The sequence below is a fragment of the Borreliella californiensis genome (genome assembly GCF_014205885.1).
Classification (GTDB): domain Bacteria; phylum Spirochaetota; class Spirochaetia; order Borreliales; family Borreliaceae; genus Borreliella; species Borreliella californiensis.
In genome coordinates, this window is the sequence record NZ_JACHFB010000003.1 from 76,175 (window position 1) to 98,512 (window position 22,338).

Here is a 22,338-nt window from a genome sequence, read left to right on the forward strand (position 1 = left end):
TTAGCTCAATTTTATTCTTAAGATTGAATTTTTTGTTGCCAAAATTGTTCCAATAGAAAAGTCAAGAAAACTTGTTCTGAAATTACTACTTGAAACTTCTGTGTATGAATTTAATATCGGCTGATGACCGTCTTTTAAAAGCAGTAGTTTGCTGCTTCTTGGATATATTAAAATTTCATCGTCTAGTAAATTTGTAGTCTCAAGCTCAATATCTGCATCATTATTAATTGCGCTTATAAAATCAAAAAGCATGTCTTTGTATGAATAATTGTTGTTTGGAAGCCTTTCAAGAAGACGACCTTTAATTTTGCTAGTTGTAAGTATTTTAAAAGGCACCTTTCTCTCGTCTTCTAAATTAATCTTTGAAAGATCATCATTTATTGATTTTATTTGATCTAATATGTTTGTCTGTTTAACTGTTTTGTCTATTTGGTTTGGGAGATTCAAAAGTCCGTACATAGTTTCATTGTTAAACTCATCAACAAGAAGAGTTCTTTTGCTGCCTCTTGAGAGTGTAAGCCCGCCTCTTAAATAGTGCACACTCATTAGCTTTTGTATCTCAATTATTGCACCTAAGAGACCTTCTCTCATGTTAATATTTGTGTTTGCCTCTACACTAACTTTTCCATCTGGTGCATAGTACGTAAATGCATACTGAAAAGGCAAATAATTAATTTTTACTATTTGTCTTTGGAACTTTATTGTTGATACTGTGTTAAAATCATTAACCTTTAATGTGGGAATGTCTGTTAAATTAGAATACCACTTGATAATTCTATCACTTCCAAGAGAAATATTACTACTTTGTATTTGCTGTGAATCTAAAAAATGATAATATTCCGGAATTGGGCACTCCTTAACCAAAACATCCCTTACTGTGTTTACATACTCTTCGTTATTTAATATGCTCTCGTCCATTTCAAATTCTCCTATTTTAAATTACATCTTTTATTTGCTTGACTAAAAAAAGAACCCTAACACCATAAACATCTCTTCTGTCTTTAAATTCTAAAGCAGGACCTAATGCTAAAGCATGAATAAATGATGCATTCTTGCTAGATTTTTCTAAAACACCTTCGCTGTTTATTATTAATTTGTCTTCTGCTTTGATAGTTTTATCTTTAGTAATCAAAACACATTCAAAACTACAAGTTATTGGAACAACCGTACCAGTTCTTGAAAAATCGTCAAAGTCTACACAAACCCCATAAAGCTCGCTACCGCCGCCTCTTGCTATTTGTAAATGTGAACCGTTAACAATAAGCTTAACCCCATATTTATAGCAAAAATCTTGCGCCTGGTAATTTTCAAACTTATCAGCAGGAGAGCTTTTAAGTCCGCCTTTTTGAGAAAAATAAAACCCTTCGTCTTGAAATTTGGAACTGCTCTCAAATACTGGGTAACTACTAGCAGCAACGCTTTGCAGCTTGTCTAAAACAATTTTTTGAGCTTGATTTTTCTTTAAACTTTCAAGCTGACTCTCAAGTTCTACTTTTGATGCTTTTAGTTTTTCTATCTCTTTTTGAAAATCAATTGAATCACTCATTAATAATCTCCTTTTTTAAATTAATTTTTTATTTAATTTTTATTTAAATTTTTCATTAAAAGCTTAAATTACAAAAATTCAAACAAATTTAATAAAATTTAAGCTAATGCTTTTTTATTACAATAAAATTCATTCTTAACCTCTTCCCATTCATTAAGCATTGCCTCTCTTAAATCATTATACGTGTTAAAAAAACCATTTCTGGATCTTAAATTATTTTTTTGATCTAGGTTTATTCTTTGAAAATTTATCACTTTGTATGAATTTTCTAAATTCTTATTCTGATCAATATTGGTCTTTGCAAGCCTTATTAGTATTGCACGAGAAGATGAGTCAATCTCATCAAGCTTGCAAGTTCCAGCTATTGCAAATATTTGGGCTGACTTTACATACTTTCTAATAAGCTCTTCGGCTTGTCCTTTTACAACCTCTTTAAAAGAATACCCTTTTGCTAAAAGATTTTCTGTATTATACTCAAAACTTAAATTATCATTTGCAAGTTTATTTATCTCAACAGATTCTCTTAAGTCATTGTGAGAAAAATTAATGGCCAAGTTATTACTTGCACTTTTGAGATTTTTATATTCTAAGAACTCCTTAACCAAAGTATCGCTTAAAACTTCATTGTTTTTGTTTCTAGACTCTTTTAAATCTTCTTGGCTGTCTTTGTCTGCATTTGATGCCATTTTTTCCATAATTACTCCTTTAAATAACCAAACTTAATTGTTCTTTTAAATTTTCTTTTGCCTTGTCGCTTAGATTTTCATTTTTAATTAGCTTTAAATATTTAAAATAAACATCAAGAAGCAAATTGTCTCTCTCAAGTCTTTGCTCATAGCTTAAAGCTTCAAGCTCATTAAACTTCATATTTAATCTATAATATTTGTTAAGCTTGAGATTACACGCATTAGCAACAGATTCTTGTACACCTTTTAAATAATCATAATAATTACTTTTGTCTCCCTTGCCACTGCTACCAAGTCCTTTGACTTGCTCATTAAAGCTTCTAGTTAAAGGCTCTTTAGTATCAGCACCAATTTTTGCTTTAACAAGTTCAAATGCGTCTTTTAAAAACTCTAAATCATATTTTATTACCTCTAGACGAGCATTCTCTGATGCTGTATAAAAAATTCCATCATTGTTTAGAGCGCTTTTAATCTTGCTAAGCTCTCTGCTAAGCTGATCAGAAACACTACTTAATTCTTGAAAACTTTTGTTTGGCCCTTGAGCTTTAAAAAAGGTAGAAAATATTTTGCCTTTACTGTTTGTTAAAGCATTAATTTCTTCTTTTGCAATTTCTAATGATTCAACAAGTCCTACTAAATGTTCGTCTTTGTAAAACAAAAAATTATAATTTCTTATTCTTTTTTCTATTTCTAAATAAATTTGTTCTAAAAGACAAATGTTAAGTAGCAAACTTTGCGTGTAAGCAGGTTCTTGCACGCCTAAAACATAATCATAATTTTCATAAATTATTACTCTGCTTTTATCTATTCTTACAACTCTTGCTTTCTCAAAACCATCCAGGTCTTTTGAATTAGAAAGGTACTCTATGTAATTAGAATCTCTTTTGTTAATAATTTTTTGAAAATCTAAATATTTAAAACCTATGGGTAATTCGCTGTTAACCTTTTTGCTTAAATCTTCATCTTCGCTTTTGGATTTTACTAAAATATAACCTGCTCCATTAAATCTATAGCTTATCATTGCTTCAAGTAGAGCTTCTTTTAGCTCTACCTTTAAACTTAAAAGAGAGTTGCTCCCCTCTTCCAAACAAGACTTTTCAAGCAAGCTTAAATTAATCCCATTCTTAAGTGCATCTTCTGCTGTACTTTCTATGTAATTCCTGAAAAAAATCGAATATCTGTAAACATCAATAGGATTAATTTTGGATTTATTGTTTTTTATTTCCATTTTAAATTCGTTAATCATTTTTTTAAATATCATTATATATTATTATATCAAAAACAGTATTTTATGCAAATTGATATTATTTAATATAAATTATCAAATAATACTGATATACAAAATGTAAATATTAAAATTCATTTAAATTTTTATAAAAAAACTAATACGTTTTAGAGTATTTATGCTAATATTAATTAAAGAATATAAGTAAAACTTATAAAATATTCTGCTTACTTTTGCTCGCTTTGTTAAAAGATAAACATTGTAAAATGATATTAAAAAGAAAATTAAATTAATACTTTATCCAATCCCAATAAATATTAAAAAGGTAGAGAGCTGTTTCTCTACCTTTTAATATTGAAATACAGAAAACCCAATTGCCTAAAACTAAACATAAAAAAATAAAATCTGCTTACCTTCTATTCCCTGTTGGGCAATAAAAGCTGACGCTAAAAGAGATGCTCTTATTGCTTTTATTAAAGCTTTGTCTGCTTGAAATGTGGATTTAATAACCAAAAGCAACCCAAAGAGAAATTCTCTTTTCTTTGAATTTTTAATACTGCTAATCTCTTCTTCAGCTGATTTTATTCCTTCTTCATCTTCATGTAAAAAATTAATTTCTTTTAACCCCACTGAGTCAATTTCACTTACTGTATGAGAATCAAAATTGACTATTGTCCAATAAAATACTTTTAAAATCTTGTCAACAATCCTTAATGTTACAGGAATATCAAAATCAGAAATTTTATCAAATTCTAAAAGCAGGTGGTTGTTTAGCTTTTTGGCTAGCCTGACTGTAGAAACAAGTCTTGACTTTAATTTTTGAACCCTTAAATGAGCATCATGTAAATTATTTGTATTTAAAATTTTATTTAAATTGGTCTCTACTTCTAGAGCAGAATTGATAATTTGAGTTGATAATTCCTTGGCAAATTCCACATTACTAAATTTAAAATCTTGAAAATTGCTCTTTGCGTTATTGTTATCACTCATGCCCCAATAAAGATCTAGCCTTAAAAGATGCTTAAAAGTCTTTTAAAGAAAATATAAAGACACGTTCACAATAGAACCTGTCTTTATAAAAAGTATATCCCAAATATTTAAACATTTCCGAAATTTTTTAAATTTTTCAATTCGTTGTTACTCTCGCTTTGGGTAAACACTCTTTTGATTACTTTAAAAATCTCTTCATTGCATTTCTCAGGCTTTTGAACGCTCTCATCAGTACCTTTTTTGTACTCATCAACACCAAACGCATCAGCTACCTTCTGGAAAAATAAACTTAAAGCCTCGCCAGTACTCTTTTTAATCTTGTAACAAACATATTCTTTAAAGCCTAAAGATTTCTGCTCAGTAGGTCTTTGCCTTTTACTTGCATCTACTGCTTTAGATACAATACCGCAAACATTGTCAAAAAAACTTACAAACTCTTTTTGTCTGTCAACATCCTTAGAAAGCCAATCAAAAAATTCTTTATAAGATTTCTCGTATTCAGCTTTTAGACTATCTTCTCTACCATTAACGTCCATCGCATCTTTTAAAAAGATTTTTAAAGTCTCTAACTTTTCAGACTCCTCGGGTGTTAAAGAAATCTCTTTAGGAATTAGATCTTTAACTACATCGCTAACAACAAGAGGAATGCCATTCTCAGATTCAATTTCTGTAAGCCCCCTAACATCGCCAAACTGTTTACAAGAAAACACCGCTAATAACAATAATAAAATACTTATTCTTTGCATCACAACCTCCGCTGAAATAAGACGTCATTATAGTTCATTTTCTAGCATTCTCAAGACATACAAATAAAGGTTTATTTTTATTTGAAAAAAACAAAGAGAGATATATACTTGTCTATTGTTATAAATCAACAATTCATTGAAAACTTCTTTAAAACTACAAATAGGGTCTCAAGGCCTTATTTGTAGTTTTAAAACAAAAAATGTACCCTTTTTTAGTTTTTTCCTTTGAATTTCCTTTGAATAAAAAATATTTAATTTATCAAATAACCAAAAAATAACAAAGCTTTAGAGTGCTAACAAAAACATAAAATATTTTAAAAAATTATATTGCAATATATTTTGCTATTAAATATTGCAAATATAAAGGAGGTGCAAAGGATATGATAATAAAAAAAAGACTATTTTTAATACTAAACATTGCTGCTATAATCTCGTGTACAATTTCTAAAGAAAAAGATGATATTATCTTTGGCGTTGGAATTGGAAAGAGCCCAACATCACTTGATCCACAATTTTCCAGCGATAAAATAGGCAATTTAATTATAAACGAACTATTTGTAGGACTTTTAAGGGGGGATCCTAAAACGGGTGGTTACAGGCCAGGACTTGCAAAAAATTGGGACATTTCTTACGATAACACTTGCTACACATTCCATTTAAGAGACGACATTTATTGGAGTGACGGCGTTAAAATAACAGCAAGTACTATTAGAGATTCCTACATAATGGCATTAGAAAATGAACTTGATGTGCCAAATATTAGCCTACTAGTATCAAAGATAAAAAATGCAAAAGAATTTCACGAAACAAAATTCAATGCAGATGAAGTTGGAATAAGGGTTATTAATGAGCAAACTTTAGAAATAACTCTCTCTCGCCCAACAATATATTTTCTTGATATGCTTACAAACCCAATATTTATGCCTATTCCTACTCACGTTGTTAAAAAGTTTGGAAATAAATGGACAAACCCTGAAAACATGGTTACAAGTGGGCCTTTTAAACTAAAAAGAAACATCTTAAACGAAGAAATATCTCTTGAAAAGAATATCAAATTTTATGATGCTAAAACCGTTGCTATTAATGAGCTTATATTTGTTACTATAAACGATGCCCGCAGAATTTACAGCATGTATGAGCACAATGAAATAGATGCTATTTTTAACAACATCCCCTTAACCCTTATTAATGAACTTATTTTAAGAGAAGATTTTTATTCAGCTGACATTAATCAAATTGGGTTTTTATCATTAAATACAAATGCTAAACCTCTTAACAATCCAAAAGTAAGAGAAGCATTGGCTCTTGCGGTTGACAGAGAAACTCTAGTCTACAGGGTGCTTGATAACAACTTTAAAGCAACAAGAAAAATAAGTCCCAATATTAACAACTATAATTATGGGAAAAAGCTAAAGCCATACAACCCACGAAAAGCAGAAAAACTTTTAGCCGAAGCTGGATATCCTGATGGAAAAAATTTTCCAACGCTTACACTAAAATACAATAAAAATGACCTTGAAAAAGAAGTTGCCAATTTTATTCAAAGCCAATGGAAAAAAGTTTTAAATATTGATGTAGAAATTGAGCCTGAGACGTGGACTAATCACATATCAAACATTCTAAAAGGTCAATATGAGATCTCAGTAAATTCCTGGCAAGGAGATTATTTAGATCCCATGACATTCTTCAACATATTTGAAACTAAAAGCTCACATTTTGTATCTTACGGATATTCAAATCCTGAACTTGATGAGCTTATAATAAAATCTGATCTTGAAGGGGATGAAAAACTTAGATTAGAAATATTAAAAAAGATAGAAGAAATAATTATTGAAAATGATTATCCAATAATTCCAATATACAGTGTTGCAGGAAACTATCTTTTTAAAAATGATAAATGGACGGGGTGGAGTACAAACAATTCAGAAAGATTTGCCTTATCAGAAATAAAACCTTTAGAGGAATAAATGCTTTTTTATAAATAGAGTCAAAAATTTTTGATTCTATTTATAAAAACTTTATTTTTGTATTAACACTAAAGAGCCTTCTTTTAAAGAAATCAAATCCTTTAAAGCCTTATCAAAGTCAACACTGTTGCTAAGAATGCAACTACATATTTCTCTTAATTTTTCATCTATATCTGAATATTTCTGATTTAAAAGTTTCAATTCTGGCTGTGGATCATGAACGGCATAACTACCCCCGCTTAACATATTAAGTTTGCTTAAGCTACTGCTACTTTTTTCCATTAGCCCATGCTGTACTTTTAAAATCTCTAATATTTTGTTTAAAAGATTAATTTTTTGTTCACTAAATTCACTAAAAAAATTACTAACTTTAATCTCATTATAATTAGTGATTCGGGAGTTTATTTTATCAGTTAAACTTTTGAATTTTCTTTGAATTTTTAAAATAGCACTTTCTCTTTCAGATAAAGAAAGCTTAGAAAAATTTAAGTCATATTTATTATTAGAATTGCTTTTTTTCATACTAGAAAAATCATTTAAATAACAAGAACTTGCTATTACTGCAAATATATATACATAAATATATCTCTTCATGTATATTCTCCTAATTAAAATTTAATTTATTTCAAAAGCACAAAATTATTTTAAATAACTAAAAAACATACATCTTTTGCATAAATTCACCATTCAATTTAAATATATTACTTAATATTAAAATTGATTTTAAATTTTTAATAAGTTTATTAAGCTTAATAAGTTTAATTCTTTATAGTTAATTTTAAGTTTTTTTGTTTCTACGATATCGCTCTCTAGCTCTTAATTTAAGTTTTTCTCTGTTTTTCTGATAATATTCTCTATTATAATCTGAAGCTTTCTGCTTATTTTTGGATAATAAACTTTTATTGCTTGATTTATTAAAAGAACTACAACTCAAAAGACACATTAAAAAAAAAAGAAAACTGGCAATTCTCATATTTCTCTCTCCTTGAAATACATTTGAATAGATAAATTTTAAAAATACCTTGCACTAGACAAATTTGGCAAACTTGGCAAATTCTTCTAATGCTAATCTAATAAAATTCAATCAAAATCTAATCAAATTTGATGTAAAATAAACTCTCTTTTTTAAAAAATCAACTTGCTTAAAATATCTTCAATTCTAAGACTCTTGAAAGAAAAATAAAAAAAATATGCTTTTCATAAAATCTCCTTTAACGTAAAAAATAATAAAAATTATATTATAAATCATATCAACAATATTTCCCAAAATAATAACCTTTAAAAATAATTTTTCAAAACTTTTAAAAGATTGAATATTAACTTTTTATTTTTTATAAAAAATTGTATTTTTTAATCAAATATTTTAATTGCTTTAAAAATTTATTTAATATTGCCTTGGCCTTTAAGGCAAAAAGGAATTTTTAACAAAATCAGCACAAAAGACAAAAACTTTTTAAATAATTATCAATCATAATAAACTTAAATTGATAAATATCAATTTAGATCAAATTATAAATATTTAAACTTGCCGAAATGAAATAATTTTTCTTTATAATTTAGCGTTAAAAGAAGATATGCATTTGCAAGAGAATCAAGTGCATCATCTTTTGTTTTGCCGTCTCCTTTGTAGCTGTAAATATCAGATACTACATTTTTATTTATTATTTTTAAAAATTCTATCTTGCGGCTTTCAAATAAAGGAACAAGAGCACATATTCTTTTAAATTTATTGCTCAAAGGCTTTATTGGTGCAACTTTAAAATAGTGAATGCTTTTGTTTCTTAAAAAAAGAATTGTTTTGGTTAAAATTCCATCCCCTTTGATACTGTCTCTCTCCTCAATGTAAACAGTATTTACATTAAAATTTTCTATTAAAACTTGAATGGAGGAAAGCATTAAACTATCACTTACTGGTTTTTGATCTTGATAAATATATGCATAAAACTTTTCAAAAGTACGCTCTAAAACACAAACAGCTGTATTGTCTCCACCTACTGAGAATGCGGGATCAATGTACATTATTGGGCTTTTAAATTCATAATCTTGATTGAAAATCATCTCATTAAATAGTGTAGATTCATTTAAAATCCACTCTCCGTAAAGCACACGAGCCTTATAAGCGGGAAAACGCCTGTAAAGTCTCTCCTGGGTTTGAATAAAATCTGCTGAATTTAAGGGGTTATCGTACGTTGTAAAATTATATGTTTTAAAAACATCTGTATTTTCAATATAGTCTGTTTTAAAATAATGCACCGGACTTTCCGGATTTGTATCAAAAATAATAATCTCTTTGCCTTTTCTAAGCCTTTTTATTACCTCAAGCAAAGTTTCTCTGTGAATTACTGTTGCTTCATTTACATAAATTATTGCACTATTGCCCCCACGAATCTTAGAAAAAGCATCTCTATTTTTACCTCCGTAAATATTAAGCTTAAGACCTGCTATTTTGCAAAAAGACTGCCCACTTTTCTTTTTCTGATAATCAATTCCTAGCAAGCTGCAAATTTTCTCTATTTGCTTTAGGGTATTTGTCATCAATAAACCAATAGAATTACCTATAATAAAATTATTGGTATCTTGCTCATAAAAAGATTTGTTTTCAATAAGCTTTTTAATAAGCAAATATGAGGCTAAAAAAGTCTTGCCACTTGAAATCCCTCCGCTAAATATTACTTTTGAATAGTTGTTACTTTCTATGTCAAAAAGAACTTCCTTTTGCTTAGCAGTTAAGTATTTGTTTTCAAAATCTTTAAAACAAATGTTGGTTGATTTTGGCTTAATATAATCCAAAATGTTAATATTAAACTTATTTTTAAACTTTTTCTGAAGATTAAAAAATATTAAGGATCTGAAAAATTTCAAATCTTACTCCAATTTTAAATTCTTACTACTTAAAACAGATTTAAGCTTAACAAGAGCATCAAAATCCTCTCTCATGCAAATAGTAATAATCTTTTTTTCAATCTCTTCTCTTTCTTGAATCCTATCGGCAAGCTCTCTCTCAAGGCTTTCTTGGCTATTAAGGCCTCTTTTTTTATTAAAACTAATCTCGCCTTGAAGTTTGCTAATTTTTAAATCCAAGATTAATGATTCCTTTTTTATTGACGCTAAACTGAGATTTTTATATTTATTGTGAGAATCAATAAAAGAACAAACTATCTCATAAAACAGTTTTTCGGATTCGTTTTTAGCATTTTCAAGCTCACAAGCCTTTTTTGTAGCAAGTAGCACTAAATTGTTAAAATTATCCTCATTGAAAGACACGTTAGCAATATTTTCTCCTGCTGAGTCGATAGGAAAAGGGTTCTTTTTGCAAACAGAATCACTAGATTTAAAATATTTGTTTCGGGCTTTTGCTACAAAAGATTCACTAACACCTAAAATTTGAGCAATGTCTAAATCTTTTAAACCTTTTTTAAATAAAAAAATATATTCTTCTTTTCTATTTTTAAATATCATTATTTTATTTTAATTAAGTTCTTTTAAAAACTCAAGAAAAATTAATGTTTTTTATTGTGAATAATTTAATTAACGAGATATATTTTTTATATAGAACAAAATTAATAAAAATAAATGGTACAAGGAGAAAGAACCGTTTAAAATAAAATATATTTTGTTGCCAGCTATGATATTGTCTTGCAATATGTACAGCAGGGTTTTACTAGAGAGCAAGAAACAAAAATCAGAAAATCGTTGTTAACGAATAAGCTGAAGGATTAAAACGCTCAATAAAGGCTGCTGGAAACAATACAACTAATGAAAGTTTACTAGACACATAATTAACGGAAAAAATAAAATAGTCTCTGGAGCAAGTAAAACAGGACAATTCTATAGGCCCAAAAGATGTTGTTATGCCCTCTAAAGCCTGCCAATCCCGTTCCTGCTCCTTAATTAAAACAGTGTCAAAATAGTCAAAATACTCAAAAGAGAAGCCAACAAATTGCGGGAGCATGGCTTCTCTTTTATTTTTAAGACCTAAATTCTTTTAGATCTTTGTTTTAATTTACAAAATATTACAAAATAACCAATTTGCAATATTTTGACAAACTGGAAATAAATCTCAAAATTACAAGCTCGCTTAAAAGGCCAACTTATAACTCCAAACAATGTTACTGCTATATTTGCATAAAACAAATTTATGCTCCCTAATAAAAATAAAATTAAAATTGGTAAGGCTTTCAAATAAAAGGTTTTGCAATTCAGTACAAATACAATAATTGTATAATTGTATTAACCTTATTGACTCATTTATTTTATTTTATTTTATTTTATTTTCAATAAACTGGGCTAAAATTTAGACTTAACTAAATTTAATATAGAAAGGAGATAACAAAAATGGAAAAATTAAATTTAATATAGAAAGGAGGTAACAAAAATGAAAAGATTAAATTTAATCGTTATAGCTTTATTTTTCACTCCATTGCTTGCATGTAATCTTGGATTAATAGAAAAAACAAAGCTCGCGCTTGAATCATCCTCTAGGGATTTAAAAAACAAAATTTTAAAAATAAAAGAAGAGGCCGCTAAAAAAGGTGTGCGTTTTGCAGCTTTTACAGACAACAAAACTGGCTCTAAAGTGTCAGATGGCGGGCTTGCTTTAAGAGAAGCAAAAGTACAAGCTATTGGTGAAACAGAAAAGTTTCTCAAGATAATAGAAGAAGAGACTTTGAAAATTAAAGAAACTGGCAAAAGTAGTCAATTCTTGGCAATGTCTGACTTAATGCTTGACGTCGTAGAATCACTAGAAGAAGTTGGAATAAAAGACGTAAAACCCCGTGTTTTAGAGGACGCTAAAAGTAATCCTATAAACACAGCCGAAAGATTGCTTGAGGTTAAAGTTCAAATAGAAACTCAACTAGAAGCAATTAAGGCAAAACAAAATATTGAAAATGAGGAGAAAAAAAATAATAAAAGCAAAAAAAAGAAATAAATATTAAAAATATTTTAATTAGAATGGACTAAAAATAAAATTTTTAGCTCGTCCTAATATTTACAATTTAACAATATTAATATTGATTTATTGCTTTTATTAAAGTTCAAAAAAAGGATATTGTTATGATTAAATATAAAAAAACTTTTAAAAATTTTAATTTTAAAAATTTATTTAAACTACCTTTACTTATTAGCTTGTTTATATCATGCGGCTTAACAGGAGAAACAAAAATTAGATTAGAACGAAGCGCTAAAGATATTACAGACGCAATAAATGAAATTAAAAAAAAGGCCGCTGCTAGCGGCGTAAAATTTGAAAACTTTAGAGAAAAACAAACAGGTAGCCAGGTATCAGAAAAACCTGAATTCATATTAAAAGCAAAGATGCAAGCTACTGACGTGGCAGAAAAATTTGTAACAGCAATCGAAGAAGAAGCTACTAAACTTAAAGAAACTGGAAGTAGCGGCGAATTCTCAGCAATGTATAACTTAATGCTTGAGGTCTCAGCCCCACTAGAAGAAATTGGAATACAAGACATGAAAAAAACAGTTACAGGTACGGCCGAAGAAAACTCTACAACTACAGCTGAAGGAATACTTGAAATCGCAAAAGCAATGAAAACAAAATTACAAAAAGTTCATAAGAAAAACAAATGCGCCCTCGAAAGGAAAACTAACACTAATAATACTTCTAACGACTGCAGCAAAACCAATTAACCGCTATTTTTATATGTAACTTAAATTATAAGACCAAACCCATTTAGGTTTGGTCTTATAATTTAAGTTTTAGCTTTGCAATGCATATCAACAAATAACAAGCTTTTTACCCAACAGCCAAAAAACAAAATAAATCACAGTTAAAACAACTGACTTAAAGGATTTAGAATTTAAAAATGGTTTAATTATTTTTAAACAAAATAATTAAATATTCTTTTTGATATTATTTGGAATTTCTTTCCTTTGGAATTTAAGTCAAGACTATCGTAAATTACCTTATTGTTATCCATTACAAGAAAATGAATAAACGCTTTATCTTTCAGCTTAACCTGTGTTATTTCAAACTCTCTGCCAGCCTTGGGTAAATAAAGCGGACTTTCATATCTAACCTTAGAAAATACTTTATAATAACCAAGAATTTCACATGGATTTAAAATATAACAATCGTTTCTAATGTAGCCTAATTTTAAAAACCGCTGATAATTAAAATTAACATCTTTTACTGTAAAATCAAAACCTGTTAAAACAAATATCCAATAGTGCAAAGATAAAAAATAACATCCAGACTTTTGAATATCTTTAAACAATTCTGCATTACTTTGTAATATTTTCTCAATAAACATTTTTAAATAAACAATTTTTAAATATAATTTTCAAATAATCAAACATTCCTGACCAATTTTTATTTAAACTTTAGAATCCAAAAGCTTAATAAGAAAACATTTAGGTTTAAAAATCTTTAATATTGTTAAAACCAAGCCACTCAAACCCATTGTTTTTAATGGCAAAAGTTTTAATTAAAAATTTGTAGTATTCTTTCCTTTTGATCTTATTAAGCCTTTTCATCTTAACTCCTAATATAAGTTTTTTACTAATAATATAGTATAAAAAAATTTATGTTTTGTAAATACTTTTCTAAATTTTTTCAAAATTATTGTTAAAAATAACGGCTTTATATTAAAAGTTAAAGGGTTTATTGGAATTTCTTTCAAAAGAATCCCCCAATAAACCCTTTAAGGTAACAGGTCCTTATATTAAGAGCGACACATTGCGTGTCAGTCTGTACCTATAAAGTATACACTAACTTTTCAAGTTTTGCAAATAAATATTTCATTTTCGTTTATTTCTTAAAGTTTCAAATTCTTTAATTATTTTTAATAAAAAATCTTTTTCCTCAAAAAAAATTTTTTCCAAAAGAAAACTTGTAAGTTTGGCATTTTTTTTATAAAAAGAATAAGATTCCTCCTTTTTAAGCTGAAATCTTAGTGGTTTTATTGGGTTTTCATTAGATTTTTTTAAACTTGAACTCTCTTTTGTTTTAAGAAGACAAATTGTATCATTGATCCCGTTTTTAACCACATACTTTTCTTCAATTAAGCCTTCTTCTATTGCTGTTGCAATTTTAAGATACTTATACGTTTGAGTTCTGGCAAGTCTATAATCTTTTGCAAAATCATCAAAACTAGAATAATTATCAAGCTTATAATATTCTTTGTCTTTAATTTCCTTTAAAACTTTCATTGCTTCTAGTTTGCAATAAATTTCTTTTTGGAAATTAATGTTTAATTTTTCTTTAAGTTTATTATAATGAACAAGAGCCTGTTCTTCTTCTATAACACTCTCAGATAAATTTCTTTTATTTATCTTTATATCCACCTATCTCCTCCTTTACAATCTGAGTACACTTAGTGTACGTAACTTGATTTATTTAAAAACGCAGTAAGCGTATTTTGGTACTCTATTATGTAATCCTTCGTCAAATCAAATCTGTCATTTTTTGCTATTCTTTTATTTAAATCTTCTCTCTCAGATATTGTGCCTAAGAAATTACTATTTTTCTCCAAAACCCTTAAAAGTTCTCTGTGAGTGTTGTTTTTTTTAAATTTAGTATTGATTAAATACGTCGGCAAAGTTAATAATAGCTTATTCATAAAAAAATTAAACAAATCTAAACTTTCAACAGCCCATTTCTCTGCTGTTATTGGTATTATTATATAATTGCTGCACACAAGAGCATTTGTTAGGGTAAAATCTAAGCTGGGATTTGTATCAAGTATTATATAATCGTAATGATTGCTTATTAGCTTTAGCTGTTCTTTTAATTTAAATTCTTTATATGGAATAGATTCTGAATTGAATTTATGTAATGTTAAATAACTTGGAATTAAATCTAAATTTTCGTTAATTGTTATTAGTGCATTGTCTATATGTAAATTTGATATTAATACCTCATATATATTTTTATTTATTAAATCTACATTATTATCTTTAATTTTACTAAAGAAATAACTTGTTGTTGAGGCTTGAGTGTCAATGTCTATTAAAAGAACCTTGTATTTGATTGAAAGCAATGTGGCAAAAATTAAACTTGTTGTGCTTTTACCAACACCACCTTTTATGCTTGCAACTGTTATTACTTTTGTCTCTTTTTTATCCATTCAGGAATAATTCCCCCTTCTGACAATTTTTTATTATAAAAAGTATGGAGTTCAGTTTCTAGTTCTAAAATGATATTTAAAAGCGTGTTGTAATAGGGGCTGTTGACTCTATCCTTTTTAAGCAAAATATGAAGACCGTTTAAATAACAAAAAACAGATCCTTTTTTATACTTAAATTCAATATATTCACATTTTCTAAGTGTATATGTTTCTTTCTTATTGAAATTCTTTACAATAAAAGCTTTATCAAGCTTTCTTATTCCGTAATAAATTCCCATAAATTCATCATCTTCTCTTAAAGAAAATAAATGAAACATGCTTATGTCTTCTATATTAAAGATTCCCCTTAAAGAAATGAAAAACTTTGTAGGTTCATTTTTACTTATCCCAAATGTATAGAAGTCATTAAAGATTTTGGTATGGTATATCTTTCTGCCTTTAACTTCCTCAATCTTAGAAAAGACATTAGCTTTTTTTCCTTTTTTGGAATTTTGTTTGTTGTCTGTGTTTAATTTTAATTCTTTTTGTTTTTGCTTTAATCGTTCAAGTAAAGCCGTCATTTTTTTCCTTTTTCCTTAATAGTAAAGCTATCCTGTACATTTTCTCTTTAGCTCAATAGCTTACTAGTTCACTAGCTCACTATTTCAATCAAATTATTATAGTAGGAATTGTCAAATACCTTGCTATATCTAAGATCAGGCTCATTTTCAATGAATTTTTTTAAAGTAGGAATTAACTTATCTTCATCTACTTTGTACCTTAACTGTTCTAATAATATACTAAAAATGTTGTTTTTTATACTTTTTAGCTTCATCATTTTGTCTTGAATTTTGGGGATTTCTGTTTTTGCTCTTTGGATTAAGTTATCTAAATCTGAATATTTTTTGTGTTCTATTATGAAATGAGGTTTTGTTTTATAAATTTCGTATGTTTTGTTAAAAAACTTTTCAAGATCTTCCTTTTTATATTGTTCATTTTCTAATTCTTTTATTTTTTTTTCAATTATTTTTTTTAAAATTTCTTTCTTAGTTTTGTATTTCTTTTCTGTCTTTTTTATTTTATCTATTATTTTTTTATATCCGCTGTTTTTGAAAAACTTACAAAGATATCCTGGATTGTTTACATTTTCTCTTATTATATTTGAAAGGTATTTTTCAATGTTTCTAGAATCTATTTCTTTAAGGTCATTTTCAATGTGTTTTAAGTTTCTTAAATGATATATTTTAATGATGTTTGTTGTTTTTAAATTCAATATTAAAGATGGAATTTTTGTTTTGAAGTTACATTTACTCAAATACTTTTTTATCATTTCGTTATTTGTTGTTTTTTTAGAATTTTTGTGTATATTTCTATACTCTTTATATTTATATATATTATTAGTATTATTAATACACTCCCATTTTACACTACTATTTATTTGATTAAATTTTTTTATTCTTTGCGTAAATTCGTCAATTTTATTGATTATTTTTTCTTTAAAGTATGTGTTAATTATTAAATAGCATTTTTCTTTTTCGTATTTAAGTTTATAGTAAGTTTCACTTCCTGAATTTCTTCCCAAATGTTTACAGTAGTTTAGAGTGACTTTAAATTTTTTATCTAGTATATATAAATAGTTTTGTAGTGTTTTTAGTTTTATGGGTTTTTGTTTATTTCTTTCAAGGTTTTTATTTAGGAAATAAAGTATGTTTTTTTGTGTGTATTTTTTAAAGTTTAAGTTGATAAAGTTAAGAGTAGAGATTAAGACAATCAAGTTGTGTTGGAAATTTATTGTAGTTTTTTTTGCCTTTTTTGTAGTGTTTGGTGATTTTTGTTTTAATGTTTTCAATTTTATACTCCTAATATAAGTAGTTTCTTTAATTATAACTTAATTAATAGTACAGTTTCTTAAAAAAGTAAAGTATTTTTATATAAAAAATATAAAAAAAGTATATTTAATTCAAATTTGTTAAATATGCTTTACAAAAGTAAGTTTTTGTAATAAAATGTAATGAGTAATAAACTTATATTAGGAGTAAATTATTTTTACGCGTTAATTTTTATTTAAAATAGTGAGCTGATTAGCGATGGGTTTAATTTTATTAAGAATTTAGATTATTTTATTATTTATCCTTCATTCAAGAGTTAGGCTTGAGTGAAGGAATTAGCCCTATTGATTTTTTTAAATTGTGGGTATTCAGGTTATTATCGTTTTTATTTTGATTTTAAAAACTTAAAGATTAAAGTTAAAGGTTGAAGACCTAAATAGTTTGACTTGTATATTGTTATGTTTTCTCTTTTTTTATAGAGAAAAAGTCTCCTAAGAGACTTTTTCTAGAAGTAACAAATTGAAAAATATATAAATTCAATTTTTAGGTTGTAATAAACCCTTCCTACATTAGCTGCTGCCTTGTAGGGTGGGGGTTTACTTATTATTTTTTATTTTAAAGCACTTTTAAGTTCTGAAAGGTCTTTAATTTCAGCTGCTGATCCTTCAAGTGCAGTGCCAGCTGTGTTATATTTTTGTACTGTAATTGTACCGTCTGTTAAGAACACTAGATCTTTAGTTTTTTTGCTGTCAGCACTAATTGTTAAGGTGTTAGTAGCTTCTTGCCAAGTAGCTGTTTTTTTAGTAGAACCACTTGCAGTGTCATTCAAAAAGACTTTTACTTTTCCATCTTTTTCAATTTCTCTTGTAAGAGTAACAGTACCTTCTACTAGCTTCAATGTTGTTTTACCGCCTACAAGATTTCCTTCGAACTTAATGCCATTTTTTAGAGTTTCTACTGCTTTTGTAGCATTGTCAGCATCTGTCATTTGTGAGTATTCAAGCACAGTGTCGTTTGATCTTGTTATTTTTTTTGAGTCTAATTTATTAGCTTTGAGAGTTTCCTCTGTTATTGACCCATGTTTTTTAGTAACTTTGCTTGAAATTTTTTGGTTGCTAGTATCAAATGTTTCTACAGTTATTGTATTTAGATCGTCAGCAACTGTTAATTTTACCTTACTCTTGTCAGATTTTACGCCTTCAAGGCTTCCAGAACCATTGTTTTTATCGGAAGTTCCTTTAAGCTCAACCTGATCAATTGTTGTTCTTAAATCATATTTACCAGAGCTGTTTTTTTCTTTGCTTACGAAAATTTCATTACCACTGAATAGAGACACTGAGTTTTCTGTCACTGTAGGAAGGTCTTGTTTAGCGTCTTTTGGTGCTTTGTTTGAGTCAATAATTTCTTGATCATTGTACTTTTGAGAAGTATTTTTTGGCTCAGCACCTTTTTGTGCACATCCTATTAAAGCTAACACTAAAGCAAATCCTATTAAATATAGTCTCATAAATTCTCCTTATTTTAAAGCGTTTTTAAGTTCATCAAGTGTTTTAATTTCGACTGCTGTGCCTTCTAAGTTGGTACCTGCTGAGTCGTATTTTTGTACTGTAATTGTGTCTTGTTTTGTAAATACAAGATCTTTAGTTTTTTTGCTGTTTACACTAACTGTTAAAGTTGAAGTGCTTGAATCCCATTTTCCAGTTTTTTTAGTAGCAGCAGTTGTTGAAGTGTCATTAAGATCAACTGTTACTTCTCCGGATTTTGAAATGTTCTTATTTAAAGTAACGGTTCCCTCTTTAACTGTCAATATTGCTTTTTCAGTAGTTAGAGTTCCTTCAAGAACAAAGTCCTTTAAAGTTTCTTTAGCTTTTCCGGATCCATCGGTTTTAATTTCTGTGTATTCAAGTCTGGTTCCGTTTGATCTTTCCATTATTTTTTCAGTTAATTCACCTTTTTCATTGAATTTTTCTTCTGTTGATGACTTATCTTTGGAAGTTTCTTTTCTTGATACTAATGTTTTTCCATCTTCTTTTAAAACTTCAAGTGTGGTTGTGCTTAGATCGTCAGAAACTGTTAATTTTACTTTACTTTTGTCATCTTTTACGCCTTCAAGTACTCCAGATCCATTGTTTTTGTCGGAAGTTCCTTTAAGCTCAAGCTTGTCTACTGTTGCCATTAGACTGTACTTGCCGTCTTTGTCTTTTTCTTTGCTTACAAGAACTTTCATTTCACCAGGTAAATCTACTGAAACGCTGTTTTTCTCATCAAGGCCGCTAACATTTTGCTTACATGCTATTAAGGCTAATATTAGACCTATTCCCAATAAATATTTTTTCATAATATATTCTCCTTTTATATTAATATAACTTAATACAACTATAATTATAGTATAAGATTAATAAATAACAAATAGAAAATTGAAAAAAAATAAAATGATAATAATTTTAAAATAGTTTCAATATCAAATAGTTTTAATATTAATTAAGTTTAAATTAAATGTAGACTTTTATTTTTTTTAAAAAAAAAGTCCCACAATTGGGACTTTCAGGAAAAAGAAAAATTAAATGTCTTTAAGGTATTAAGGTATATTTTTTGAGTATTTTTTGTAAATTTGCATTGCAATTGGTTTTATTTTGTCAATATGATTCTTTAAAGCAGTAATGTTTGTTTTGATTGATTTTAGAGTTTGATCTTTTTCTAATTTACTTGTGTCAAAAAGCTTAAACTCAGGATAATTTTTGTTATTTACTTTTTGTTTAGTCTTCACAAGAAATGTTTGTAAATACATAATATAGCTTGAAAGATGCGCTTCATATAAACTTAAAGCCTTTAATGTTGATTCTTTTGGGGATGATGGCTCTTCTGGAAGGCTTGCTATTGTAGAGCATGAAAAGATTATAAGAATGTTTAATAAAAACAAAAAATGGAAATTTTTAATTTGCAATTTTATCTCCTTTATCTTCTTTTAAGTTTTGGGTTTTGTTACTAGTAGTGTTTGGATTTTCTGAGAACTCTTTTATTTGTTCTTGGAGTGCTTGGGTTTTGATTGTCATTAGTTCATTTCTCTCTTCTCTTAAATGTTCAATAATACTTAAATCTCTCTCATCATTAATGCTTGATATAAGTTGAGTAATTTTATTGTTAACATTTTCAATTTCATTTAATATTTTTATTGATTCTTCCTTCTCAAGGGTTGTGATTTTATCTTTATAGATGCTCATTATTAGGTTGTAAAGATTAAGCCCTAAATATATACCTTTTTCCACTTTGACTTCTGTTGGAGAATCGCTGCTTTTTAGAAAATCATATAAATTATTTAAAGCCTCAATGCCAGAGTTGATATTCATTTTACTGTTCATTTTATGTCCTTTTTATTTATATTTTTTAAAAGTTTTTTGATAAGAGAATTTAAATTTTCTCTAAACTGTGGTTTTATTGCCAAAATCATTGGCAATATTGCCAGCAAAATAAATCCCCCCAATATAATTAGTTTTGTATTGTCAATTGTTGACAAAAAAATAAGTATTGTATCCATAAATATCTCCTTTTATTTATTTTTTATGCTTTGTTTAGTATTGGCATTTCTTCTCCCCTGCCTAGTTTGCCTGATCCAACGTAGTACCAGCCATTATAAATTGGTGTTTTAAGCGTGGGCATGTTTTGAGAAGAAAATGAAGCTATTAGAATTTTTTCAGAGCTTTTTTCAAATTGAAGGTAAAATTGTTTATTGTGATCATCTGTTGAGCTTGAATACCTAATTTCTGCATCTATTTGTAAGTAAATGTAATTATCTTTATATGATTCGTTTATTACAATTGATGTGCTATTTCTGTTTTTAAGTACAACAGTTGTAGCTTTATTTTTATATTGGAATTCTAATATTCTAGCATCATCAACTATTGTGTGAAGTCCCCCAAAGCCGTGTGGTTTTCCTTGCCACCAAATAGGAATGTCTACAATTTGTGGAATTCCGTTTTGATAACAGCTTACAAGATGTTCATTTTTTGTATCAAGAGTTTGTTTGGGTATTGATTTAAAAGAGTTTTGAAATGTATCTGTAAAATCGTTTATTTGCAAGCAACTTGTTAGGTCGCTTTTAAGTTGATTTACTTCAGATTTTTCTGCAAGAACTTCTTTTAAACTTTCAACCAAGAGTTCAAATTGAATAAGTTCAATGTCTTTTGTGTCTGAGTTATAAATTGAAATTTTTTTTGAAGATGGTTTTGTGTTTGTGTGCTTTAAACTCTCAATAAACGTAGATTTAACTTTTCTAAAAACAGTATCAAAATCTATGTTTTCAAATGGTGTGCTTAGTTCTAAAAGCTTTGAGATTACTTTGATATAAATGCTTTTTATATATTCTTTGTTTTCTAAAAGTTCCTTACTAATTACGTCTTTTATTGCTTTTTTAAAGCATCCAAATTCGTTGTTATAAAATGTATCGTTTTGTATTTGTTCTAGGAGATGTTGATATGTAATTGCGCAAGTGTCTTCTACTATGTCATCAATAGGAATAAGATCGCTTGGATTAACTTTTGTTTTTCTGTTTAAGTCTTTTATTTGCACACTCTCTTGTGGTTCGTTGGTATTCATAAATTCTCCTTTTTAATTTTTTAAGTTTTAACTTTTTATTTACAATTTAGTAGGCGGCAAATCAAAAAAAATGCTCTTTTGTGCTAAAGTTTTTTATTCTTGTGCCTTTTATTTCTATTTGTTTTTTGTCTATGATTTTAACTATCCTGCCTGTAGGAATTAATATTTTGATAAATTCATATACTGAGTTTTTGTAATCTTTGGGCATATAGTTAGAAGTTAGAGCTTTCTTAAATCCAGAGTGCTTTGCTGTTATTTTTTTTAGTTTGTTTTGATTTTTTGCTGCAATATTAAATTCAATCGGGGACTTAATGTTTCCAAGCAATTTTATTATTATTTCGCCTGGAGCGTTTTCGTTTGAGCTGACTTCTACATTTGCGTGTAAAAAGGCTTTAAAGAGTACAATAAAGCTCTCGTCAGTGCCAATAGACTTGATTGCAAAAATAATGGCATCTAGAGAGGTAACAAGATTTTTATCTAGCTCTTTTTTAAAGTGAAATGCGTTAAATATTGAAAGCATTAGTAATACAATGTATTTAGAGTTAATGCTCTTTTTAACGTTGATTGTGTTAAAGTTTTCAAGCAGTTCTTTTAGTTCTTTTAATATCTCTTTTTTGTAATCAAGCTCATTGTAAATGAATTTTTCAATTTGGGTATTTTCTAAAAATTTTGGTATTTCTTTGTTCATTT

General features: G+C 27.6%; 26 protein-coding genes. 3 read left to right on the forward strand and 23 right to left on the reverse strand.

Translation table 11 applies throughout. From position 1 onward, the window contains the following. The 6 genes from HNP67_RS04410 to HNP67_RS04385 form a co-directional block, all read right to left on the reverse strand. Window positions 1–918 (reverse strand): hypothetical protein, encoded by a 918-nt coding sequence (locus HNP67_RS04410; protein ID WP_184125343.1) that lies wholly within the window; start codon window positions 916–918, stop codon window positions 1–3. Window positions 919–934: 16 nt separating this feature from the next. Continuing rightward, entirely contained in the window at window positions 935–1,546 is a 612-nt protein-coding gene (locus HNP67_RS04405; protein WP_184125342.1) for a DUF228 domain-containing protein, read from the reverse strand. A gap of 98 nt (window positions 1,547–1,644) precedes the next feature. Continuing rightward, complete coding sequence (locus HNP67_RS04400) at window positions 1,645–2,241, reverse strand: DUF1357 family protein (RefSeq protein WP_184125341.1); 597 nt, start codon at window positions 2,239–2,241, stop codon at window positions 1,645–1,647. 10 nt (window positions 2,242–2,251) lie between these two features. Continuing rightward, window positions 2,252–3,493 carry an anti-CBASS protein Acb1 family protein gene (locus HNP67_RS04395; RefSeq protein ID WP_236845729.1) on the reverse strand — a complete coding sequence of 414 codons (1,242 nt, stop codon included), beginning with the start codon at window positions 3,491–3,493 and terminating at the stop codon, window positions 2,252–2,254. A 348-nt stretch (window positions 3,494–3,841) separates the two neighbouring features. Then, the gene (locus HNP67_RS04390) at window positions 3,842–4,447 is read right to left on the reverse strand and encodes a hypothetical protein (RefSeq protein ID WP_184125340.1); all 606 of its coding nucleotides are present in this window, start codon (window positions 4,445–4,447) and stop codon (window positions 3,842–3,844) included. A 107-nt stretch (window positions 4,448–4,554) separates the two neighbouring features. Further along, the gene (locus HNP67_RS04385) at window positions 4,555–5,193 is read right to left on the reverse strand and encodes a hypothetical protein (RefSeq protein ID WP_184125339.1); all 639 of its coding nucleotides are present in this window, start codon (window positions 5,191–5,193) and stop codon (window positions 4,555–4,557) included. Between the two features lie 380 nt (window positions 5,194–5,573). On the opposite strand from HNP67_RS04385, the gene HNP67_RS04380 reads away from it, so the two are divergent. Beyond that, window positions 5,574–7,160, forward strand: a complete 1,587-nt coding sequence (locus tag HNP67_RS04380; RefSeq protein ID WP_184125338.1) for a peptide ABC transporter substrate-binding protein — start codon at window positions 5,574–5,576, stop codon at window positions 7,158–7,160. Window positions 7,161–7,211: 51 nt separating this feature from the next. On the opposite strand, the gene HNP67_RS04375 is transcribed toward HNP67_RS04380, so the two are convergent. The 5 genes from HNP67_RS04375 to HNP67_RS04355 all read right to left on the reverse strand — a co-directional run bounded on the left by HNP67_RS04375 (window position 7,212) and on the right by HNP67_RS04355 (window position 11,112). Continuing rightward, entirely contained in the window at window positions 7,212–7,754 is a 543-nt protein-coding gene (locus HNP67_RS04375; protein WP_184125337.1) for a hypothetical protein, read from the reverse strand. Between the two features lie 184 nt (window positions 7,755–7,938). Beyond that, window positions 7,939–8,133 carry a hypothetical protein gene (locus tag HNP67_RS04370; RefSeq protein WP_184125335.1) on the reverse strand — a complete coding sequence of 65 codons (195 nt, stop codon included), beginning with the start codon at window positions 8,131–8,133 and terminating at the stop codon, window positions 7,939–7,941. Window positions 8,134–8,669: 536 nt separating this feature from the next. Further along, window positions 8,670–10,022 (reverse strand): PBSX family phage terminase large subunit, encoded by a 1,353-nt coding sequence (locus HNP67_RS04365; RefSeq protein ID WP_184125334.1) that lies wholly within the window; start codon window positions 10,020–10,022, stop codon window positions 8,670–8,672. Between the two features lie 3 nt (window positions 10,023–10,025). Then, complete coding sequence (locus tag HNP67_RS04360) at window positions 10,026–10,619, reverse strand: hypothetical protein (RefSeq protein ID WP_184125332.1); 594 nt, start codon at window positions 10,617–10,619, stop codon at window positions 10,026–10,028. A 223-nt stretch (window positions 10,620–10,842) separates the two neighbouring features. After that, the gene (locus HNP67_RS04355; RefSeq protein WP_184125330.1) at window positions 10,843–11,112 is read right to left on the reverse strand and encodes a hypothetical protein; all 270 of its coding nucleotides are present in this window, start codon (window positions 11,110–11,112) and stop codon (window positions 10,843–10,845) included. Between the two features lie 423 nt (window positions 11,113–11,535). Here HNP67_RS04355 and dbpB point away from each other — a divergent pair, with 423 nt between their 5' ends. Both dbpB and dbpA read left to right on the forward strand, forming a co-directional pair. After that, on the forward strand, window positions 11,536–12,090 hold the full coding sequence (gene dbpB, locus HNP67_RS04350; protein WP_184125328.1) for a decorin-binding protein DbpB: 555 nt from the start codon (window positions 11,536–11,538) through the stop codon (window positions 12,088–12,090). Between the two features lie 125 nt (window positions 12,091–12,215). After that, the gene (gene dbpA / locus HNP67_RS04345; protein ID WP_184125326.1) at window positions 12,216–12,809 is read left to right on the forward strand and encodes a decorin-binding protein DbpA; all 594 of its coding nucleotides are present in this window, start codon (window positions 12,216–12,218) and stop codon (window positions 12,807–12,809) included. A gap of 191 nt (window positions 12,810–13,000) precedes the next feature. Here dbpA and HNP67_RS04340 read toward each other — a convergent pair whose 3' ends face one another. The 12 genes from HNP67_RS04340 to HNP67_RS04285 form a co-directional block, all read right to left on the reverse strand. After that, the gene (locus HNP67_RS04340; RefSeq protein WP_184125324.1) at window positions 13,001–13,432 is read right to left on the reverse strand and encodes a DUF261 domain-containing protein; all 432 of its coding nucleotides are present in this window, start codon (window positions 13,430–13,432) and stop codon (window positions 13,001–13,003) included. Between the two features lie 487 nt (window positions 13,433–13,919). Continuing rightward, window positions 13,920–14,465, reverse strand: a complete 546-nt coding sequence (locus tag HNP67_RS04335) for a chromosome replication/partitioning protein (protein ID WP_184125322.1) — start codon at window positions 14,463–14,465, stop codon at window positions 13,920–13,922. 29 nt (window positions 14,466–14,494) lie between these two features. After that, complete coding sequence (locus tag HNP67_RS04330; RefSeq protein WP_184125320.1) at window positions 14,495–15,247, reverse strand: ParA family protein; 753 nt, start codon at window positions 15,245–15,247, stop codon at window positions 14,495–14,497. Further along, a complete protein-coding gene (locus HNP67_RS04325) occupies window positions 15,223–15,807 on the reverse strand; it encodes a DUF226 domain-containing protein (RefSeq protein WP_184125318.1) in 585 nt (194 codons plus the stop codon). Before HNP67_RS04325 ends, HNP67_RS04330 begins: the two co-directional genes overlap by 25 nt. A 71-nt stretch (window positions 15,808–15,878) precedes the next feature. Further along, the gene (locus tag HNP67_RS04320; protein WP_184125316.1) at window positions 15,879–17,075 is read right to left on the reverse strand and encodes a plasmid maintenance protein; all 1,197 of its coding nucleotides are present in this window, start codon (window positions 17,073–17,075) and stop codon (window positions 15,879–15,881) included. 590 nt (window positions 17,076–17,665) lie between these two features. Beyond that, entirely contained in the window at window positions 17,666–18,562 is an 897-nt protein-coding gene (gene ospB, locus HNP67_RS04315) for an outer surface lipoprotein OspB (protein WP_184125314.1), read from the reverse strand. Between the two features lie 9 nt (window positions 18,563–18,571). Beyond that, window positions 18,572–19,393, reverse strand: coding sequence for an outer surface lipoprotein OspA (ospA, locus tag HNP67_RS04310; RefSeq protein WP_184125312.1), 822 nt, complete (start codon window positions 19,391–19,393; stop codon window positions 18,572–18,574). 240 nt (window positions 19,394–19,633) lie between these two features. Then, on the reverse strand, window positions 19,634–19,999 hold the full coding sequence (locus HNP67_RS04305) for a BBA14 family lipoprotein (RefSeq protein WP_184125310.1): 366 nt from the start codon (window positions 19,997–19,999) through the stop codon (window positions 19,634–19,636). After that, window positions 19,989–20,414: a BlyB family putative holin accessory protein gene (locus HNP67_RS04300; protein WP_184125308.1), complete on the reverse strand. Its 426-nt coding sequence runs from the start codon at window positions 20,412–20,414 to the stop codon at window positions 19,989–19,991. Before HNP67_RS04300 ends, HNP67_RS04305 begins: the two co-directional genes overlap by 11 nt. Then, window positions 20,411–20,590: a BlyA family holin gene (locus HNP67_RS04295; RefSeq protein ID WP_184125306.1), complete on the reverse strand. Its 180-nt coding sequence runs from the start codon at window positions 20,588–20,590 to the stop codon at window positions 20,411–20,413. Before HNP67_RS04295 ends, HNP67_RS04300 begins: the two co-directional genes overlap by 4 nt. Window positions 20,591–20,613: 23 nt before the next feature. Further along, window positions 20,614–21,648, reverse strand: a complete 1,035-nt coding sequence (locus tag HNP67_RS04290; RefSeq protein WP_184125304.1) for a DUF685 domain-containing protein — start codon at window positions 21,646–21,648, stop codon at window positions 20,614–20,616. A 61-nt stretch (window positions 21,649–21,709) separates the two neighbouring features. Then, complete coding sequence (locus HNP67_RS04285; RefSeq protein ID WP_184125303.1) at window positions 21,710–22,336, reverse strand: DUF735 family protein; 627 nt, start codon at window positions 22,334–22,336, stop codon at window positions 21,710–21,712. Window positions 22,337–22,338: the final 2 nt, after the last annotated feature.

Bases quoted from the DNA above. Each gene is read 5' to 3' on its own strand.
- HNP67_RS04410 (WP_184125343.1), bottom strand. From the start codon at position 918: ATGGACGAGAGCATATTAAATAACGAAGAGTATGTAAACACAGTAAGG.
- HNP67_RS04405 (WP_184125342.1), bottom strand. From the start codon at position 1,546: ATGAGTGATTCAATTGATTTTCAAAAAGAGATAGAAAAACTAAAAGCA.
- HNP67_RS04400 (WP_184125341.1), bottom strand. From the start codon at position 2,241: ATGGAAAAAATGGCATCAAATGCAGACAAAGACAGCCAAGAAGATTTA.
- HNP67_RS04395 (WP_236845729.1), bottom strand. From the start codon at position 3,493: ATGATATTTAAAAAAATGATTAACGAATTTAAAATGGAAATAAAAAAC.
- HNP67_RS04390 (WP_184125340.1), bottom strand. From the start codon at position 4,447: ATGAGTGATAACAATAACGCAAAGAGCAATTTTCAAGATTTTAAATTT.
- HNP67_RS04385 (WP_184125339.1), bottom strand. From the start codon at position 5,193: ATGCAAAGAATAAGTATTTTATTATTGTTATTAGCGGTGTTTTCTTGT.
- HNP67_RS04380 (WP_184125338.1), top strand. From the start codon at position 5,574: ATGATAATAAAAAAAAGACTATTTTTAATACTAAACATTGCTGCTATA.
- HNP67_RS04375 (WP_184125337.1), bottom strand. From the start codon at position 7,754: ATGAAGAGATATATTTATGTATATATATTTGCAGTAATAGCAAGTTCT.
- HNP67_RS04370 (WP_184125335.1), bottom strand. From the start codon at position 8,133: ATGAGAATTGCCAGTTTTCTTTTTTTTTTAATGTGTCTTTTGAGTTGT.
- HNP67_RS04360 (WP_184125332.1), bottom strand. From the start codon at position 10,619: ATGATATTTAAAAATAGAAAAGAAGAATATATTTTTTTATTTAAAAAA.
- HNP67_RS04355 (WP_184125330.1), bottom strand. From the start codon at position 11,112: ATGCTCCCGCAATTTGTTGGCTTCTCTTTTGAGTATTTTGACTATTTT.
- dbpB (WP_184125328.1), top strand. From the start codon at position 11,536: ATGAAAAGATTAAATTTAATCGTTATAGCTTTATTTTTCACTCCATTG.
- dbpA (WP_184125326.1), top strand. From the start codon at position 12,216: ATGATTAAATATAAAAAAACTTTTAAAAATTTTAATTTTAAAAATTTA.
- HNP67_RS04340 (WP_184125324.1), bottom strand. From the start codon at position 13,432: ATGTTTATTGAGAAAATATTACAAAGTAATGCAGAATTGTTTAAAGAT.
- HNP67_RS04330 (WP_184125320.1), bottom strand. From the start codon at position 15,247: ATGGATAAAAAAGAGACAAAAGTAATAACAGTTGCAAGCATAAAAGGT.
- HNP67_RS04325 (WP_184125318.1), bottom strand. From the start codon at position 15,807: ATGACGGCTTTACTTGAACGATTAAAGCAAAAACAAAAAGAATTAAAA.
- ospB (WP_184125314.1), bottom strand. From the start codon at position 18,562: ATGAGACTATATTTAATAGGATTTGCTTTAGTGTTAGCTTTAATAGGA.
- ospA (WP_184125312.1), bottom strand. From the start codon at position 19,393: ATGAAAAAATATTTATTGGGAATAGGTCTAATATTAGCCTTAATAGCA.
- HNP67_RS04300 (WP_184125308.1), bottom strand. From the start codon at position 20,414: ATGAACAGTAAAATGAATATCAACTCTGGCATTGAGGCTTTAAATAAT.
- HNP67_RS04295 (WP_184125306.1), bottom strand. From the start codon at position 20,590: ATGGATACAATACTTATTTTTTTGTCAACAATTGACAATACAAAACTA.
- HNP67_RS04290 (WP_184125304.1), bottom strand. From the start codon at position 21,648: ATGAATACCAACGAACCACAAGAGAGTGTGCAAATAAAAGACTTAAAC.
- HNP67_RS04285 (WP_184125303.1), bottom strand. From the start codon at position 22,336: ATGAACAAAGAAATACCAAAATTTTTAGAAAATACCCAAATTGAAAAA.